Origin of the sequence: Streptomyces sp. V4I23, assembly GCF_030817975.1 — a bacterium.
Taxonomy (GTDB): domain Bacteria; phylum Actinomycetota; class Actinomycetes; order Streptomycetales; family Streptomycetaceae; genus Streptomyces.
On sequence record NZ_JAUSZW010000004.1, the window covers coordinates 496,952 to 512,162 of the forward strand.

At 72.6% G+C, this 15,211-nt stretch carries 15 protein-coding genes and 2 pseudogenes; 5 read left to right on the plus strand and 12 right to left on the minus strand.

Translation table 11 applies throughout. The features are described from left to right. Window positions 1–10: 10 nt before the first annotated feature. Together QFZ82_RS04575 and QFZ82_RS04580 are read right to left on the minus strand one after the other, a co-directional pair. The gene (locus tag QFZ82_RS04575) at window positions 11–841 is read right to left on the minus strand and encodes an amino acid ABC transporter permease (RefSeq protein ID WP_307711891.1); all 831 of its coding nucleotides are present in this window, start codon (window positions 839–841) and stop codon (window positions 11–13) included. Further along, the gene (locus QFZ82_RS04580) at window positions 808–1,575 is read right to left on the minus strand and encodes an ABC transporter substrate-binding protein (RefSeq protein ID WP_307717618.1); all 768 of its coding nucleotides are present in this window, start codon (window positions 1,573–1,575) and stop codon (window positions 808–810) included. Before QFZ82_RS04580 ends, QFZ82_RS04575 begins: the two co-directional genes overlap by 34 nt. Window positions 1,576–1,867: 292 nt before the next feature. On the opposite strand from QFZ82_RS04580, the gene QFZ82_RS04585 reads away from it, so the two are divergent. Both QFZ82_RS04585 and secD read left to right on the plus strand, forming a co-directional pair. Continuing rightward, the gene (locus tag QFZ82_RS04585; RefSeq protein ID WP_307711892.1) at window positions 1,868–2,305 is read left to right on the plus strand and encodes a hypothetical protein; all 438 of its coding nucleotides are present in this window, start codon (window positions 1,868–1,870) and stop codon (window positions 2,303–2,305) included. A 147-nt stretch (window positions 2,306–2,452) separates the two neighbouring features. Then, a complete protein-coding gene (secD, locus tag QFZ82_RS04590) occupies window positions 2,453–4,777 on the plus strand; it encodes a protein translocase subunit SecD (protein WP_307711893.1) in 2,325 nt (774 codons plus the stop codon). A 112-nt stretch (window positions 4,778–4,889) separates the two neighbouring features. Here secD and QFZ82_RS04595 read toward each other — a convergent pair whose 3' ends face one another. The 6 genes from QFZ82_RS04595 to QFZ82_RS04620 form a co-directional block, all read right to left on the minus strand. Continuing rightward, window positions 4,890–5,804, minus strand: a complete 915-nt coding sequence (locus tag QFZ82_RS04595) for a LysR family transcriptional regulator (RefSeq protein WP_307711894.1) — start codon at window positions 5,802–5,804, stop codon at window positions 4,890–4,892. 38 nt (window positions 5,805–5,842) lie between these two features. After that, the gene (locus QFZ82_RS04600; RefSeq protein WP_307711895.1) at window positions 5,843–7,042 is read right to left on the minus strand and encodes a glycine C-acetyltransferase; all 1,200 of its coding nucleotides are present in this window, start codon (window positions 7,040–7,042) and stop codon (window positions 5,843–5,845) included. A gap of 42 nt (window positions 7,043–7,084) precedes the next feature. Next, window positions 7,085–8,113 carry an L-threonine 3-dehydrogenase gene (tdh, locus tag QFZ82_RS04605; RefSeq protein WP_307711896.1) on the minus strand — a complete coding sequence of 343 codons (1,029 nt, stop codon included), beginning with the start codon at window positions 8,111–8,113 and terminating at the stop codon, window positions 7,085–7,087. Between the two features lie 404 nt (window positions 8,114–8,517). After that, window positions 8,518–9,567, minus strand: a complete 1,050-nt coding sequence (locus tag QFZ82_RS04610) for a DUF6397 family protein (protein ID WP_307711897.1) — start codon at window positions 9,565–9,567, stop codon at window positions 8,518–8,520. 97 nt (window positions 9,568–9,664) lie between these two features. Next, entirely contained in the window at window positions 9,665–10,066 is a 402-nt protein-coding gene (locus QFZ82_RS04615; RefSeq protein ID WP_307711898.1) for a roadblock/LC7 domain-containing protein, read from the minus strand. A gap of 135 nt (window positions 10,067–10,201) precedes the next feature. Further along, window positions 10,202–10,807, minus strand: coding sequence for an ATP/GTP-binding protein (locus QFZ82_RS04620; protein ID WP_307711899.1), 606 nt, complete (start codon window positions 10,805–10,807; stop codon window positions 10,202–10,204). Window positions 10,808–10,992: 185 nt separating this feature from the next. Between QFZ82_RS04620 and QFZ82_RS04625 the strand changes: the two genes are divergently transcribed. Beyond that, window positions 10,993–11,583 carry a GNAT family N-acetyltransferase gene (locus QFZ82_RS04625; RefSeq protein WP_307711900.1) on the plus strand — a complete coding sequence of 197 codons (591 nt, stop codon included), beginning with the start codon at window positions 10,993–10,995 and terminating at the stop codon, window positions 11,581–11,583. A 34-nt stretch (window positions 11,584–11,617) separates the two neighbouring features. Here QFZ82_RS04625 and QFZ82_RS04630 read toward each other — a convergent pair whose 3' ends face one another. The 4 genes and pseudogenes from QFZ82_RS04630 to QFZ82_RS04645 form a co-directional block, all read right to left on the minus strand. After that, entirely contained in the window at window positions 11,618–12,019 is a 402-nt protein-coding gene (locus QFZ82_RS04630) for a DUF742 domain-containing protein (RefSeq protein WP_307711901.1), read from the minus strand. Continuing rightward, window positions 12,016–12,306: pseudogene (locus tag QFZ82_RS04635) on the minus strand (roadblock/LC7 domain-containing protein); the annotation flags it as partial. The pseudogene QFZ82_RS04635 and the gene QFZ82_RS04630, both read right to left, overlap by 4 nt. Window positions 12,307–12,350: 44 nt before the next feature. Continuing rightward, window positions 12,351–12,734, minus strand: a pseudogene (locus tag QFZ82_RS04640) (nitrate- and nitrite sensing domain-containing protein); the annotation flags it as partial. Window positions 12,735–13,061: 327 nt separating this feature from the next. Continuing rightward, complete coding sequence (locus tag QFZ82_RS04645; protein ID WP_307711902.1) at window positions 13,062–13,940, minus strand: MHYT domain-containing protein; 879 nt, start codon at window positions 13,938–13,940, stop codon at window positions 13,062–13,064. A gap of 159 nt (window positions 13,941–14,099) precedes the next feature. Here QFZ82_RS04645 and QFZ82_RS04650 point away from each other — a divergent pair, with 159 nt between their 5' ends. Then, window positions 14,100–14,705 carry a class I SAM-dependent methyltransferase gene (locus QFZ82_RS04650; protein ID WP_307711903.1) on the plus strand — a complete coding sequence of 202 codons (606 nt, stop codon included), beginning with the start codon at window positions 14,100–14,102 and terminating at the stop codon, window positions 14,703–14,705. Window positions 14,706–14,830: 125 nt separating this feature from the next. Next, a complete protein-coding gene (locus QFZ82_RS04655; protein WP_373429230.1) occupies window positions 14,831–15,151 on the plus strand; it encodes a hypothetical protein in 321 nt (106 codons plus the stop codon). The last annotated feature ends 60 nt before the right edge of the window (window positions 15,152–15,211 follow it).

Sequence of the window (15,211 nt, forward strand, 5' to 3'; positions counted from 1 at the left end):
CATCCGTTCCTCACTTCGCCCTGTCGGCGCGGGCTTCGAGGCGGCGCACCACGAAGCTCAGCGGCACGGTCACCAGCAGATAGCACAGACCGGCGACCAGGATCGGTGTGGAGTTGGCCGTCTGGCTCGCCAGGTCCCGGCCGAACTTGGTCAGTTCGCGTTCCTGCAGCGTGACGCCGAGGAACAGCACGAGTGACGAGTCCTTGAACAGCAGCACCAGTTCGTTGGTCAGCGGCGGGATCACGATGCGGAACGCCTGGGGGATGACCACCGAGACCATGGCCCTGGCGTGCGAGAAGCCCAGCGAACGGGCTGCCTCCATCTGTCCCTTGGGCACCGCCTGGATGCCTGCCCGGATGGTCTCCGCCATGTACGCGGCAGCGACCAGGCCGAGGCCGAGGGCGACCTTTCCGTACGTACCGCCCGGGATCTCCGTGCCGGGGAAGGCGAGCGGGACCGCGACACCGACGAAGATGAAGATCAGCAGCGCCGGCAGTCCGCGGAAGATCTCGATGTAGACGCCCGCCACCCACCGGTAGGGGGCGACGGACGAGAGCCTCATCAGCGCGATGACCAGTCCGAGGACCAGACCGAAGACGAAGCCGGACACGGTGTAGACCACCGTGTTGCGCAGCGCGATGGTGATGATGTCCGGGAACAGTTCCTCGGCGAGGGCCTTCTGCGCGAACTGGTTCTGCAGGCGGTCCCAGTCGGCCAGCACACCGATGACGACCAGGACCGCCACGAACAGCGCGTACTGAATGCCCTGCGAGACCCTGCGCCGCTGGCGCCGGGTGAGACGTGAGGTCACGAGCCGTCCTTGGGCAGCGGACCGATCCACTGCTCGTACAGCTTGTCGTACGTGCCGTCGGCGCGGGCGTCCTTGATCGCCTTGTCGATCGCCGCACGCAGCTTGTCGTTGCCCTTCTTCACCGAGAAGCCGTACTGCTCACCGGTCTCGATGTTCTCCCCGAGGACGAACTGGGCGGCGTTCGCCTTGTCCTTCAGCCAGCCCTGGACGACCGGGTAGTCGATGACGACGGCGTCGACCTGACCGGTGCGCAGGCCGTTGAGGACGGCGTCGGAGCTCTCGAAGGCGACGGGGTCGAAGCCCTCGCTCTTGGCGTAGCTCTCGCCGGTGGTCTCGGCCTGCGCGCCCAGCTTCTTCTTCTGCGACTTGATGTCGGCGAGCGTCTTCACGCCGCTCTTCTTCGTGGCGAGCAGCGCCTGGGTCGCGTCGAAGTAGGGGACGGAGAAGTCCACGTTCTTCTTGCGCTCGTCGGTGATCGTCATACCGGCCGCGGCGAGGTCGCATTCGCCGGAGTTGAGGAAGGCGCCGGTCTTGAAGTTCTCGAACGGGGTGTCGAGGATCTTCTGCTCCACCTTGAGGTTCTTGGCCACGAGGTCGACCAGGGCGACGTCGAAGCCGACGATCTTCCCGTCCTGCTCGAACTGGAACGGCGGGTAGGGCAGGTGTGTGCAGGTGGTCAGCTTGCCCTTCTCGACCACGGGGACGCCCCCCGCCGCCTCACCGGGTCCGTCGTCGGAGGAGGAACAGCCGACGGCGAGGAACATGCCGGCCGCCACGGCACCTGCGGTGGTGCGGAAGCTGCTTCGGTGGGTGCGGTGTCCGCGGGCCGTCCCGAACACGGTGACCTCCAGGGGTATGGGGCTGGCGACCGCCAGAGCGCGGCCGCCCGCCGTGATCGTAAGCCAACCGGGCCGTGCGTGTCGCAGCAGTCCACGACGCGTTCGCCGCCCGGGCCGGCGGGCGGTCGCCGTGCCGGTCCCCGTGGCCCGTCCGTGTCGCCTACGCTGAGCCGCGGCGGGACACATGGCAAGCGGAACGAGCGGCGAGGGGGCGGGGATGCGCGAGCGCACGCACCGGGCCCTCGCGGCGGCCCTGCCGTCCGTGCTCCTCGGCGTCCTGTCGCTGCTCCTGTCACTCGCCGGTACGGCTCCGGGCCCGCAGAGCGCGTCGCCCGGCCCCGCCGCCCGCGCGATGCCCGCGGCAGCGCAGCAGCTTCCCGCGGTCGCCCGGGCGGGAGCGGGCGGCGCCGAGACCGTACGGGCGGTCCCGCCGACGCCGCCCGGGCCCGAGAAGGCGGTGCAGCACGACGCGGCCGCCGAGCACTCGGTGCGGCTGTCCGGCGCTCCTCCGCTGATGACCGCTCCCGTGACCGACGTGCAGCCCCTCCCGCTGCGCGGGGGTCTGACGGCCGGACCACGTCAGGAGCGCGCTCCGCCGCGCGACGCGTACGACCCGCGGCACACCCGCGGACCTCCCTCCACCCGGCACAGCTGACGTTTCCGCGCCCGCCGTTCCGGGGCGCCGCGGCCTGCCCGCGCCACCCCGGACACGAGGCGCCCTTCCCTGTGTCCCCGTCCGCCGACGCGGGCGTACGCCACCGAGCGGCACGCCCCGGCCGCGCGGACCGTATGTGGAGCCTTCATGTCATCTCGCCGTACCACGTTGTGGCGTGCGCTGATCGCGCTCGCCGTCGTCGCCGTCTCCCTCGGCGTCGCACTCACCACCCCCGCCCGCCTCGGACTCGATCTGCGCGGTGGCACCCGGATCGTCCTGGAGACCGAGGACTCCCCCACCGTCCATGCCGACGCGGCCGCGACCGACCGCGCGCTGGAGGTGCTGCGCCGCCGTGTCGACGGTCTCGGCGTCGCCGAACCGTCCCTCGCCCGCTCCGGGGAGCGACGCATCATCGTCGAACTGCCCGGGGTGCGGGACCCCCGCAAGGCAGCCGAGGTCATCGGCCGCACCGCCCAGTTGACCTTCCACGCCGTCACCGGGGCGGTGCCGGGACCGGCGAGCCGCCCCGCCGCGGACGGGTCGCGCGTCCTCGCCGACCCCGACACGCCCGGCGGCCATCTGCGGCTCGGCCCCACGGCGCTGACCGGTGACGGCGTCGAGGACGCCGAGGCCGTACTCGACACCCAGACGGGTCGGGGCTGGAGCGTCGATCTGTCCTTCCGCGGCGACGCGGGCGAGACCTGGGCACGCCTGACGGGCGAGGCCGCGTGCGCGGCGCCGGCGGATCCGGCCCGGCGCGTGGCGATCGTGCTGGACGACCGGATCGTGTCCGCACCGGGCATGCAGAACAGCGTGCCGTGCGGGACCGGCATCACCGGCGGCTCCGCACAGATCAGCGGCGGCTTCGGCGCCGCCGAGGCGCGCGACCTGGCGGCGCTCGTCAAAGGCGGGGCCCTGCCCGTACCCGTGACGACGGTCGAGCAGAGCACCGTGGGACCGACGCTCGGCGCCGAGGCGATCCGGGCGAGCGCGCTCGCCGCCGTGATCGGCCTGGTCTGCACCGGGCTGTTCATCATCATCGTGTACCGCCTGCTGGGTCTCCTCGCCACCGTCGCGCTCGCGCTGTACGGGCTCGTCTCGTACGCCGCCGTCGTGGCACTCGGCGCGACACTCACGCTGCCGGGCCTGGCCGGGTTCGTCCTCGCGATCGGCATCGCCGTGGACGCCAACGTACTCGTGTTCGAAAGGGCGAGGGAGGAGTACACGCGTCCCGGAGGCCGGCGGCCCAAGGGGCCCCGCGATCTACGCCCGCCCCTGCGGACCGGGTTCGCCAAGGCGTGGAGCGCGGTTGCCGACTCGAACGTGACGACACTGCTCGCCGCCGGTCTTCTCTTCGTGTTCGCCACCGGCCCGGTCAAGGGCTTCGGCGTCACCCTCGCGATCGGTGTGATGGCCTCCATGCTCTCCGCGATGCTGATCACCCGGCTGCTCGCCGAATGGGCCGTGCGCACGTCCCTCGTGCGCCGGCGGCCGGCTCTCACCGGGATGGCGACCACCGGGCGGCTGCGGGCTCGACTCGCGCGGCGTACGCCCCGGCTGATGCGGCACCGGCGGCGCTGGCTCGGCCTGTGCGCGGGTGCGCTGCTGCTCGCCATCGGCGGGATCGGTGTGCGCGGGCTGGAGTTCGGGGTCGAGTTCACCGGCGGACGCAGCGTGCAGTACGCGGCCGAGCGGCCGGTGGACGCGGACGCGGCACGCGCGGCCGTGGTCGAGGCGGGGTTCCCGCAGGCGGTGGTGCAGAAGACCGGTGAGCACAGTGTGTCCGTCCGCACCAAGGAGACCGGGGACCGGCAGCAGGAGCGGATCCGCGAGGCGCTGGAGGGACCGGCCGGGCACGTCACGGTGGAACGGGACGATCTGGTCGGCCCCAGCCTCGGCAGCGAGCTGCGCACGCACGCGCTGATCGCCCTGGGCCTCGCGGTCGCGGCCCAACTGGTGTACCTGAGCGTGCGGTTCCGGTGGACTTTCGCGACAGCGGCGGTCGTCGCGATGGTTCAGGACGTGCTGCTGGTGGTGGGGCTCTTCGCCTGGCTGGGCAGGCCGGTCGACAGCGTCTTCCTGGCGGCGCTGCTCACCGTGGTCGGCTACTCGGTCAACGACACGGTGGTGGTGCTCGACCGGTTGCGCGAACTGCGCCGTACCGGCACGTCACTTCCGTGGGCGGACCTCGCGGACCGGGCGGTGGCGCAGACCCTGCCGCGCACGGTGAACACGGGCATGGGAGCGCTGTTCGTGCTCGTCGCGCTCGCCGTCCTCGGCGGCGACTCGCTGACCGACTTCTCCGTGGCGCTGCTCGCCGGCGTCCTGGTGGGGATGGCGTCCACGGTGTTCACGGCCATGCCGGTGACCGTGATCCTCCAGTCCCGCCGCCCGGAGCGGTCCCGCTCGGCCGGGCGGGCGCACGGCGGGCGCCCGGCTCGTTCCGGCGATCGCAGCGGGGCGGTCGTCTGACGACCGGTGCGCGCCGCGGGGTCACGGCTCACGGCCCCCGGCCGGCGGGACCCCGGGCCGCCTGACGGGTTCTACTGTCGCGCCGCCTCGCGCAGGGCGCGCAGCAGGCCGTTCAGCCGGTGGACAGGCCCTCGGCGGTGAGCGCGAGGGCGCTGAGGACCGGGCGGATCAGCGGATGGCTCTCCGCGCCGCGGCGCACCGCGGCGAACACACGGCGTGTGGCGGCCGGTCCCGACACGGGCCGGACCACGGTGTCGCTCAGCTCCATCCCGCGCAGTGCCGAGCGCGGCACGAGGGCGACTCCGGCTCCCGCGCCGGCGAGGGCGACAACGGCACGGAAGTCGTCCGACAGGTGTACGAGCCGGGGCTGGAAGCCCGCCAGTTCGCAGGCGAGCAGCACCATGTCGTGGCACGGGTTGCCGGGATAGGGGCCGATCCAGTCGCTGTCGCCGAACTCCGCCAGCTCGACCATGTCGCCGCCCGCCAGCGGATGGTCGGCGCGCAGCACGGCGTCGAACGGCTCGGCGTACAGCGGAACCCTGGCCAGCCGCCGGTCGTCCGCGCCGGGAGCGCCCCGGTACTCGACGGCGACCGCGAGATCCGCCTCGCCGTCGAGGACCAGCGGCAGGCTCTCGTCGCCCTCGGCGTCCCGTACGCGCACCCGGATGCCTGGGTGCTCGGCCGCGAGGCGCCCTATGGCCGGTGCCACCACCTCCGCGATGCCGGTGGCGAACGCGGCGACGGTCACCTCGCCCGCCGCTCCGCCCGCGTACGCGGCGAGCTCCGCCTCGGCACGCTCCAGCTGGGCGAGGACGGCGTGGGTGTGGGCGAGGAGGATCTCGCCCGCGGCCGTGAGGGTCACGCCCTTGCCGCTGCGGATCAGCAGGGTGTGGCCCGTCTCCTGCTCCAGCGCGTTGAGCTGCTGGGAGACGGCGGAGGGGGTGAGGTACAGCGCGGAGGCCGCGGCGGTCACCGTACGGTGGTCCGCCACGGCCCGCAGGATGCGCAGCCGTCGGGGGTCGATCACCCGGCCATTTTGCCAGCTCTGTCGGCCCCCTCCGGTGGTCAGCCCTTCAGCGCCCGGCGGGCGTCGGCGAACGCGGCGACGGCGCGCTCGACGTCCTCGGTGGAGTGCGCGGCGGACAGCTGGACGCGGATGCGTGCCTGGCCCATCGGCACCACGGGGTACGAGAAGCCGATCACGTACACGCCGCGTTCCAGCAGCAGCTCGGCCATGCGGCCCGCCTCCGCGGCGTCGCCGATCATGACCGGCGCGATGGCGTGGTCGCCGGGCAGGATCTCGAAACCTGCCTCGGTCATCTTCGTGCGGAACAGCTTGGTGTTGGCCGCCAGCTTCTCCCGCAGGTCGCCGGCCGACTCCAGCAGGTCGAGGACCTTGAGGGAGGCGGAGGCGATCACCGGGGCCAGGGAGTTGGAGAACAGGTAGGGCCGGGAGCGCTGGCGCAGCAGCTCGACGATCTCGGCGCGGGCGGCGACGTAGCCGCCGGACGCGCCGCCGAGCGCCTTGCCGAGTGTGCCGGTGACGATGTCGACGCGGTCCATCACGCCGTGCAGTTCGGGGGTCCCGCGGCCGCCGGGGCCCACGAAGCCGACGGCGTGCGAGTCGTCGACCATGACCATGGCGTCGTAGCGGTCGGCGAGGTCGCAGATCTCGGCGAGCGGCGCGACGTAGCCGTCCATGGAGAAGACGCCGTCCGTGACGATGAGACGGCGGCGGGCACCGCCCTCGACGGCCTTCTTGAGCTGAAGCTCGAGGTCGGCCATGTCTCGGTTGGCGTAACGGTGGCGGCGGGCCTTGGACAGCCGGATGCCGTCGATGATCGAGGCGTGGTTGAGGGCGTCGGAGATGACGGCGTCCTCGGGGCCGAGCAGGGTCTCGAAGACTCCGCCGTTGGCGTCGAAGCAGGAGGAGTAGAGGATCGTGTCCTCCTGGCCGAGGAACGCCGACAGACGCTGCTCGAGCTCCTTGTGGATCTCCTGGGTGCCGCAGATGAAGCGGACCGAGGCCATGCCGTATCCCCAGCGGTCGAGCGCGTCCTTCGCGGCGGCGACGACGTCGGGGTGGTCGGCGAGACCGAGGTAGTTGTTGGCGCAGAAGTTGAGCACGTCGCCGGGGGCGCCGCCGGCCGTGACGGCGACGGAAGCGCTCTGGGGGGTGCCGATGACCCGCTCGGGCTTGTAGAGACCGGCGTCGCGGATCTCGTCGAGGGTGGTGCGGAGGTCGTCGCGGACGGACGCGTACATGAGGGTTCTCCTTGAGGCGGTGACTCGGTGCGAGATCGGGACTCAGACGGTCCAGTCGAGGATGATCTTGCCGCTGCGGGCGGTCGCGGCCTCGTCGAAGGCCGCGTCGAAGTCCTGGTAGCCGTAGCTGCCGGTGATCACGGGGGTCAGGTCGAGGCCGCCCTCCAGAAGCACCGTCATGGCGTACCAGGTCTCGAACATCTCGCGGCCGTAGATGCCCTTGATCGTGATCATCGAGGTGACGATCTTCGACCAGTCGACGGCGAACTCCTGGGCCGGCAGCCCCAGCATCGCGATCCGGCCGCCGTGCGTCATGTTGTCGACCATGTCCCGCATGGCCTCGGGCCGGCCGGACATCTCCAGGCCGATGTCGAAGCCCTCCTTGAGACCCAGCTGGCGCTGGGCGGCGGCGATGTCGGTCTGGGAGACGTTCACCGCGAGGGTGGCGCCGGCCTTCCGGGCGAGCTCCAGGCGGGACTCGCTGACATCGGTGATCACCACGTTGCGCGCGCCCGCGTGCTTGGCGACGGCGGCGGCCATGATGCCGATCGGGCCCGCGCCCGTGATCAGCACGTCCTCTCCGACGAGCGGGAAGGACAGAGCCGTGTGCACGGCGTTGCCGAACGGGTCGAAGATGGCGGCGACGTCCAGGTCCACCGCCGTGCGGTGCACCCACACGTTGGAGGCGGGCAGAGCGACGTACTCGGCGAAGGCTCCGTCGCGGCCCACGCCGAGACCGATGGTGCTCCGGCACAGATGGCGCCTGCCCGCCAGGCAGTTGCGGCACTTGCCGCACACCAGGTGGCCCTCACCGCTGACCACGTCGCCGACGGCGATGTCCGTCACGTCGGCGCCGACCGCCGCGACCTCACCCACGAACTCGTGTCCGAGGATGCGCGGCGTGGTGACGGCCTGCTGCGCCCAGCCGTCCCAGGACCTGATGTGCAGGTCCGTGCCGCAGATGCCGGTGCGCAGCACCTTGATGAGCACGTCGCCGGGGCCGGTCTCGGGCTCCGGCACGTCCATGAGCCACAGCCCGGGCTCGGCATGCTGCTTGACAAGTGCCTTCATCAGGGCGGCTCCAGGCATCGTGACGGGACTGGCCGGATACCGAAAATACGGCCCTGCTCAGTGGACGCGCTCCAATCTGCCCAGCTCGGAGCGTCGCGTCCATCGAGGTTTTCTTAAGCGGTCCCACAGTCCAGCTTCATGCGCCCGCCTTCGCCCCCGGTGCCGCCCCGTCCGGCAGCCCGGGAGCCGCCCGGTCCTCGCCGGGCGAGCAGCTTCGTCGGGACGGGCCCCCGTCGTCAGGCTGGGCGGTCACCGGCCCCGAGGGATGCATCGACGAGCACGCCGACCGACCGGACGCCATGCTTCGCCTCCAGCCGCACACCGAACTCGTCGTCGAACGCGCGCCTTCGGGGCACGCCTGAGTGCGCACACCGCCGGTCGCTGCTCCCGCTACGGCGAGCAGCTCACGTCTGCGGCTGCCTCTTTCGGCGGCGAAGGCGGTCGAGGAGGGTGCGTCGCGGCAGTGGCAGTGCCGAGGGCCGCCGGGTCGGGCGGCCAGGGGCCGCGTGCCGCGGCCGGCGCCCGGCCGGGCGCGGCACGCCCGCAGGCACAACGGCGCCGTGGGACACGTCCGGCGACTGGGCCATCGGCCGCCCGGCCGGCGCGGGCCTGGGCGCTGGGCTCGCCTGGCGTGCCTCGCGCAGTGCCTCGGCCAGGCTCACCCGGTGCCACAGGATCTCGTCGGGGTGGTCCGCGAGCAGCAGGCGGTCCACCAGATCACGGCCTGCCGGGGATTGGGGCCTGCCGCCGGGCAGCAGGTCGGGCCGGAGCACGCGCAGGTGGGACCGCTCGTAGGGGTCGGGGACCACCTCGGCGACCGACACCGGGTCGAGCACTGCCGCGACGGCAGCGGCACGCACCCAGGGGTCCGCTGTGGACCGCAGCAGGAGTCCCAGCTTCCGGCCTCGCCAGTTTCGCGGGCGGCGGTCCTCGCCCGCCTCGAGCGCCGCCCGCACCGCGGGCGGCGTCCGCCCGGTCAGCAGCTCGGCGTGGTCGTGGGCGAAGTCGCGCAGCTCGCAGGCGAGATACAGCCAGACGACGGCCCGGTAGCGGTTGAGGTAGAAGCGCACCGGGACGAAGTGGCCCGTACGGGCGAGACCGGTGAACCGGTGGCCGGTGATCGCGAGGAGCTCGGCGGCCTCGCGGGTGCCGACCGTCCTGACGCGCTCCCGCAGCACGTCCGGGAAGCCCTCGGCCGCCCGGAGCCGGTCGATCTCGGATCGGGCGACCCTGGGCGGCCCCCCGCTCGCGTCCGGCGTCGACCGCACCTGGCCCAGCTGGACGGCGAGGTCCAACTCGCCGCGTTTCAAGCCCAGTTCCCCTGCCGCCCGGCTCAGCGCGAGGCTCTGCGCCGCCGCCTGTGCCGTGCCGTGTGCCACCGCATCCCGAACTCCGCACCGCGGCGCGTACGTCGTGTCCCCTGCCGCGTACGACGGCGAGTCCTGTGTGGTCATGATGGTCTCCCCCGTAGAGCGTGAATACTCCCGGTGATGACCGTAGCCCTCGGCCGCGACCTCCCGCCGACCCTGTGGATAACCCTGTCTTCACAGGTCAGACGGTGTGGCCCGGCTGACGCGCATCGACACCGAGGTGCTCGCCGACCCGGTTGACCATCAGCGTCATCTCATAGGCGACCTGGCCCACGTCGGCCTCGGCGTCGCTGAGCACACACAGGCAACTGCCTTCGCCTGCCGCGGTCACGAACAGCAGTGCCTCGTCGAACTCGACCATGGTCTGACGCGGCTGGCCGGCCCGGAAATGACGCCCGGAACCGCGGGCGAGGGAGTGCAGGCCGGAGGAGACCGCCGCCAGGTGCTCCGCGTCCTCACGCGCGAGGCCGGTGCTCGCGCCGGTGACCAGGCCGTCGTTGGAGAGCACGAGTGCGTGCCTTATGTGGTCGATCCGCTCGGTCAGGTCGTCCAGCAGCCAGTCGAGTCCCTTGTCCAACGCCATGGCCGGCCCCTCCCCGCTCGTACGCCCCGTGGTCTCGTTCGCCGGTAAGCCTTTCGCACGTGTGCGCCCACGGCAAGGCTGCGCCCGCGGCGAGATGCCGTCGCCGGCCGTCGCCGCGTGACGGTGCAGGGGCGGTCATCCGACGGAGTCCAGCATCCGGGCGGTGTGCACCCGGCCCGCGTACTCGACGAGCCGGACCAGGACCCCCTTGCCGGAGTCGCGGTCTCGCGCGTCGCACAGGACGACCGGCGTGCCCTGGTCGAGATCGAGCGCGCGGGAGACCTCGTGGGCTCCGAAGGAGCGTGCACCAGGGAAGCAGTTGACGGCGACGACGAACGGGATGCGGCGGTGCTCGAAGTAGTCGACGGCCGGGAAGGAGTCGCTGAGCCGCCGGGTGTCGGCGAGGACGACCGCGCCGAGCGCGCCCTGGGACAGTTCGTCCCACAGGAACCAGAAGCGGTCCTGGCCCGGGGTGCCGAACAGGTAGAGGGTCAGCCCCGACCGGATCGTGATGCGGCCGAAGTCCATGGCGACGGTCGTGGTCGTCTTGCGGGCGACGCCCTCGGTGTCGTCGACGGTGCTCCCGGCCTCGCTGAGCTGTTCCTCCGTGCGCAGTGGCCGGATCTCGCTGACCGCTCCGACCAGCGTGGTCTTGCCGACGCCGAAGCCGCCTGCGACGAGGATCTTCAGCGTGAGGTCGACGGATTCCCCGGCGTTGGTGTCAGTGGTGGTGGAGGACATCGGTCGTTTCTCCCGGGACGTACGGGCAGGGATGAAGTGGGGTGGCATGAGGACGGGCGGGCGGCGCGTTCCCGGGACGGAAGCGGGCGGTGGGTTGCGCGTGACGGTGGGCGCGCGCACCGCGTGGGCGCGCGCAGCGGATATTCAGCTGGCGGCCGCGGCGGGCCGTCGACGACGATCCCGGCATGCGCACCTTCCTGGAGACCGGCCGTCTGACGCTGCGGCCCTTCCACGAGTCCGACGCGGACGCCGTGCTCGCCCTCGACAACGACCCCGAGGTCATGCGCTACATCAACGGCGGTGCGTCCACGACCCGCGCGGAGGTGCTGCGCGAGACGATGCCGGCTCTCCTGCGGCACTACGCCTGCCTGGACGGCCCGGCGGGCATGGAGGGCCGTGGGTACTGGGCGGCCCAGGACCGGGTCTCGGGCGCCTTCCTCGGCTGGTTCGAATTCCGCCCGGTGCGCGGCGACAGTTGCGACGAGGTCGAGCTCGGCTACCGCCTCGACCGCCGGGCGTGGGGCGGCGGGCTGGCGACCGAGGGCTCCCGGGCGCTGATCCGCCTCGGCTTCACCCAGCTGGGAGTGCTGCGGGTGACGGCCACCACGATGACGGTCAACGAGCGCTCGCGGCGCGTGATGGAGAAGGCGGGGCTCCGCTACGTGAGGACCTTCTTCGAGGAGTGGCCGGACGCCATCGAGGGCTCGGAGCTCGGAGACGTCGAGTACGCCGTCACCAGGGCGCAGTGGCCGGCCGGCCGGGGCGACTTCGACTGAACGGCCGTGCCTGTTCGCGTACCGGCCGCCGCCCTCACAGGGCACGCAGGCCCTCGATGACCTCACGCAGGATCCTTTCGTCGGGCAGCTGTGCGGGCGGCACGGGGCGGCTGACCCTCACGTGCCCGGCTTCCAGGAGATCGCCGAGGAGCACGCGTACGACACCGACGGGCAGGTCGGCGTCGGCCGCGAGCTCCGCGACGGACTGCTTCTCGCTCCGGCACAGCGCCAGCAGCGTGCGGTGCTCGGGGCCGAGGAGCGATTCCTCTGCCGAGCCGGTCGCGTCGTCCTCCACGACGACCAGGGCGATCAGGTCGAAGCGGACGTGGTTCGGTCCCGGTCTGGTCCGCCCGCCGGTCATCGCGTACGGGCGGACGAGCGGTCCCGCTTCCGCGTCGTACCACTGGCTGCCGGTGGGCCCGGCGATGCCGCTCATGGCGTGCTGACACGCGCCGGTGTGCGCAGGTGCTCACCGACACGGTTCACGAGGCGGGCCATCTCGTAGGCGATGAGTCCGATGTCCGCGCTGACGGCGGTGAGCAGGGCGAGACAGGATCCGTCCCCGGCGGCCGCCACGAACAGGAAGCCGTCGTCCATCTCCACCATCGTCTGCCGAACGCCGCCGGCGTGGAAGTGTCGTCCCGCGCCCTTGGCGAGGCTGTGGAACCCCGAGGCGACGGCGGCCAGATGTTCCGCGTCCTCGCGGCACAGTCGAGTTCGAGCAGGACGCGGGCGTCGGACGCGCGGCCGCCGTCCTGGACGCCGGCGACGGCACCGCCGACGGCGAGGCCGGCGGTGACGACGTCGTTGTAGGTCTCGTACGCGGTGTTCCAGGCGTTCCTGTCGCCCTCGGCGGTCCTGCGCGCCGGTCCCAGCTTCTCGGCGAGTGCGACGAACGCACCCAGGCGCGCGGCCACTTCGCTCGGCGCCTCGCCGCCCGCGGCGACCGTGTTCCCGTCGTCGAGGCGCAGCCGGCGCGCGGCGTCGTCGGTGCGCCGGGACGCAGACCGGAGTGCGGCGTCGCGGTCGGCGGAGGGGGCGGCGATGCGGTGGAGTGCGGCGCGGCGCTCGGCCTGCACGGCGGCGACGAGGGCGGCGACCGGTCCACCGATCTGCTCGTCGATGCGCTGCGACTGGCGCAGGCGCGCCACGTCCTGAGCGCGTCACGGTCGCGAAGCCCCAGAGTGCCAGCAGGGACACCACGGGCACCATCAGCAACGAGATGACCTTGGCCCGTACGGTACGGGGCCGCGGGAGGAGGCGTCTTCGGCCGGCGGGACGGGCGGGAGGCCGCGGCTGCCCGGACCGTTGCCCGGTGTGCTCGACCGCGGGCGCCCCGGCGTGGGCGCGCCATCGGCGGGCCGCCGGCCCGGTGGGCGACGGGGTCGGGGGCCGGGTGTCGTCGCCCGGGCTCCTGCGGGGTGTGCGCATGTCCTCCTCGTTCCGGATGCGGGACCGGCGGCTGTGCCGTCGGCCGGTCAGGCGGTCGCCGTGGTGGTCGGGGCGGCAGGGGGTTCGGTGGTGGGTCCGGGTGCCGCGGGAGGTGCTGCGGTGTGCGGCGTGGTCCCCGTGGACGGGGCGCCCCGGCCTTCGTCGGCCTCCTCGTACCGGCCGGCCGAGGCGTAGGCGGCGCGTTCGCCCGCTGTCGGGGTGAGCGCCACGAAGGCCGAGGTGACGAAGAGGTAGGAACCGAGCCCCACGGCGAGCGGGAAGATGAACTGCATCGCTCCGGAGCCGGGCAGCCGCCCAGCGGCGGGCGCCACCTCCACGGAGACGGCGAGCATCCCGGTGTAGTGCATGCTGCTGACGGCGGCGCCCATGACGAGTGAGGCGACGGCGACGGCGAGGGGCGACTTGATGTTGAGGGCCGCCCACAGGGCCGCCGTCGCGGCGACCACGGCGATGGCGACGGACAGGGCGAGCAGCAGGGGGTCGTAGTGCACGCTCCCGTGCAGTCGCAGGGCGGCCATCCCCATGTAGTGCATGCTCGCCACGCCGAGGCCGGTCGACAGACCGCCGACCAGCAGGGCCCGTAGCCGGTCGCGGCCGTAGCCGACGCAGAAGACGCCGGCGCCGACGACGAGCATGGCGACCAGCAGGCTGAGGACGGTCAGCGGCACGTCGTAGCGGATGTCGGTGCCGCGGACGGCGAAGCCGAGCATGGCGACGAAGTGCATCGTCCAGATGCCGGTGCCGATGGCGGACGCGGCGGTGAGCAGCCAGTTCCGGCGGGAGCGGCCGGTCGTGCCCAGGGCGCGCACGGTGCAGCGCAGCCCGAGGGCGGCGCCGATGACGGCCATCAGGTACGACAGCGCGGGCGTCAGCAAGCCGAAGGAGGCGTGGTCCAGGTGTCCCATGGCCCAGGGACGCTAGCCCTCCGGGAGGCGTGCGCCGGGCGCACTTCGCAAGCTGATGGAATATGACGGAGAGATGTTCCTGAACGATCGTGCCCCGTCCGAACATGTGCACAGAACGGCCGGGTGACGCGCCGCCCCCTCGTGTCGGATCATGGACGCATGGCCGACGACCACACAAAGGTTCAGGAGTTCTTCGGCGCGCGTGCCGCGGGCTGGGACAGCCGTTTCCCCGACGACGGACCCGCGTACGCCGCCGCAGTCGCGGACCTCGGCCTGCGCCCCGGCGACCGGGTGCTCGACGCCGGCTGCGGCACGGGGCGTGCGCTGGAACCGCTGCGCGCCGCCGTGGGCCCGCGCGGCAGCGTCATCGGCGTCGATCTCACGCCCGAGATGCTGCGCGAGGCCGCCCGGGCGGGACGCGGGGGCAGCGGACTGCTGGTGCTCGGTGACGTGGCCCGCCTTCCGCTGCGCTCCGGATCACTGGACGCCGTGTTCGGCGCGGGGCTGATCTCTCACCTGCCGGACCCGGCGGAGAACCTGCGCGAGCTCGGCCGGGTCGTGAGGCCGGGTGGCGCGCTCGCCCTCTTCCACCCCATCGGACGCGCCGCGCTCGCCGCCCGCCACGGCCGCGCGATCACCGACGACGACCTGCGGGCGGAGCCCAACCTCCGTCCGCTTCTGGCCGGTTCGGGCTGGCGGCTGACCTCGTACACGGACCGGGACGACCGCTTCCTGGCTCTGGCGGTGCGCGAGGCCGGGTCCTGAGGGCGGCGGGAGCGGCTCGGCGGCAACGCCCCGTTCGGACACACGCTCCATCCCGTTCGAACCGCTTGCGAAAGTGGAACACTTGAGGAGTCGGCGGCATCCGCCGCTCCCTCTCCCAGGGGTAGGTGGTCCGAGTGTTCGACCGGTTCCGCAAGTGGTTCGTCGCCCGTCCCGCGCGCCCGGCCCCGCCCTCCGGCCACGGGCGTCCTCCCCAGCACAACGTGTTCGAGGCCGCCGCGACCTATGTGGCGGCGAGCGTCGAGGACGACTGGGACCGGATCGACGAGGCGGCGGGCTGGGTCGCGCCCGACGCGCTGGTCTTCGGCATCAACGAGCTCGCCTGCCGCGCGGTCATCGCCCTCGCCCGTGAGCGGAACGAACCCGTGGAGGCCGTCGCGCGCGGTCTCCTCGGCCTGCCCGGAGCGGAACCGTCCCGGCCGATTTAGTTCCGAGAACCCTCGACGCACGGGTTACCCACTGGTTAAGGTGCGCCGACGAACGATCGG

What these genes read in the sequence shown, in the direction of transcription:
- QFZ82_RS04580 (WP_307717618.1), bottom strand. Translation starts at nt 1,575, where the DNA reads ATGTTCCTCGCCGTCGGCTGTTCCTCCTCCGACGACGGACCCGGTGAG.
- QFZ82_RS04585 (WP_307711892.1), top strand. Translation starts at nt 1,868, where the DNA reads ATGCGCGAGCGCACGCACCGGGCCCTCGCGGCGGCCCTGCCGTCCGTG.
- secD (WP_307711893.1), top strand. Translation starts at nt 2,453, where the DNA reads ATGTCATCTCGCCGTACCACGTTGTGGCGTGCGCTGATCGCGCTCGCC.
- QFZ82_RS04600 (WP_307711895.1), bottom strand. Translation starts at nt 7,042, where the DNA reads ATGTACGCGTCCGTCCGCGACGACCTCCGCACCACCCTCGACGAGATC.
- tdh (WP_307711896.1), bottom strand. Translation starts at nt 8,113, where the DNA reads ATGAAGGCACTTGTCAAGCAGCATGCCGAGCCCGGGCTGTGGCTCATG.
- QFZ82_RS04610 (WP_307711897.1), bottom strand. Translation starts at nt 9,567, where the DNA reads ATGACCACACAGGACTCGCCGTCGTACGCGGCAGGGGACACGACGTAC.
- QFZ82_RS04615 (WP_307711898.1), bottom strand. Translation starts at nt 10,066, where the DNA reads ATGGCGTTGGACAAGGGACTCGACTGGCTGCTGGACGACCTGACCGAG.
- QFZ82_RS04620 (WP_307711899.1), bottom strand. Translation starts at nt 10,807, where the DNA reads ATGTCCTCCACCACCACTGACACCAACGCCGGGGAATCCGTCGACCTC.
- QFZ82_RS04625 (WP_307711900.1), top strand. Translation starts at nt 10,993, where the DNA reads ATGCGCACCTTCCTGGAGACCGGCCGTCTGACGCTGCGGCCCTTCCAC.
- QFZ82_RS04630 (WP_307711901.1), bottom strand. Translation starts at nt 12,019, where the DNA reads ATGAGCGGCATCGCCGGGCCCACCGGCAGCCAGTGGTACGACGCGGAA.
- QFZ82_RS04645 (WP_307711902.1), bottom strand. Translation starts at nt 13,940, where the DNA reads ATGGGACACCTGGACCACGCCTCCTTCGGCTTGCTGACGCCCGCGCTG.
- QFZ82_RS04650 (WP_307711903.1), top strand. Translation starts at nt 14,100, where the DNA reads ATGGCCGACGACCACACAAAGGTTCAGGAGTTCTTCGGCGCGCGTGCC.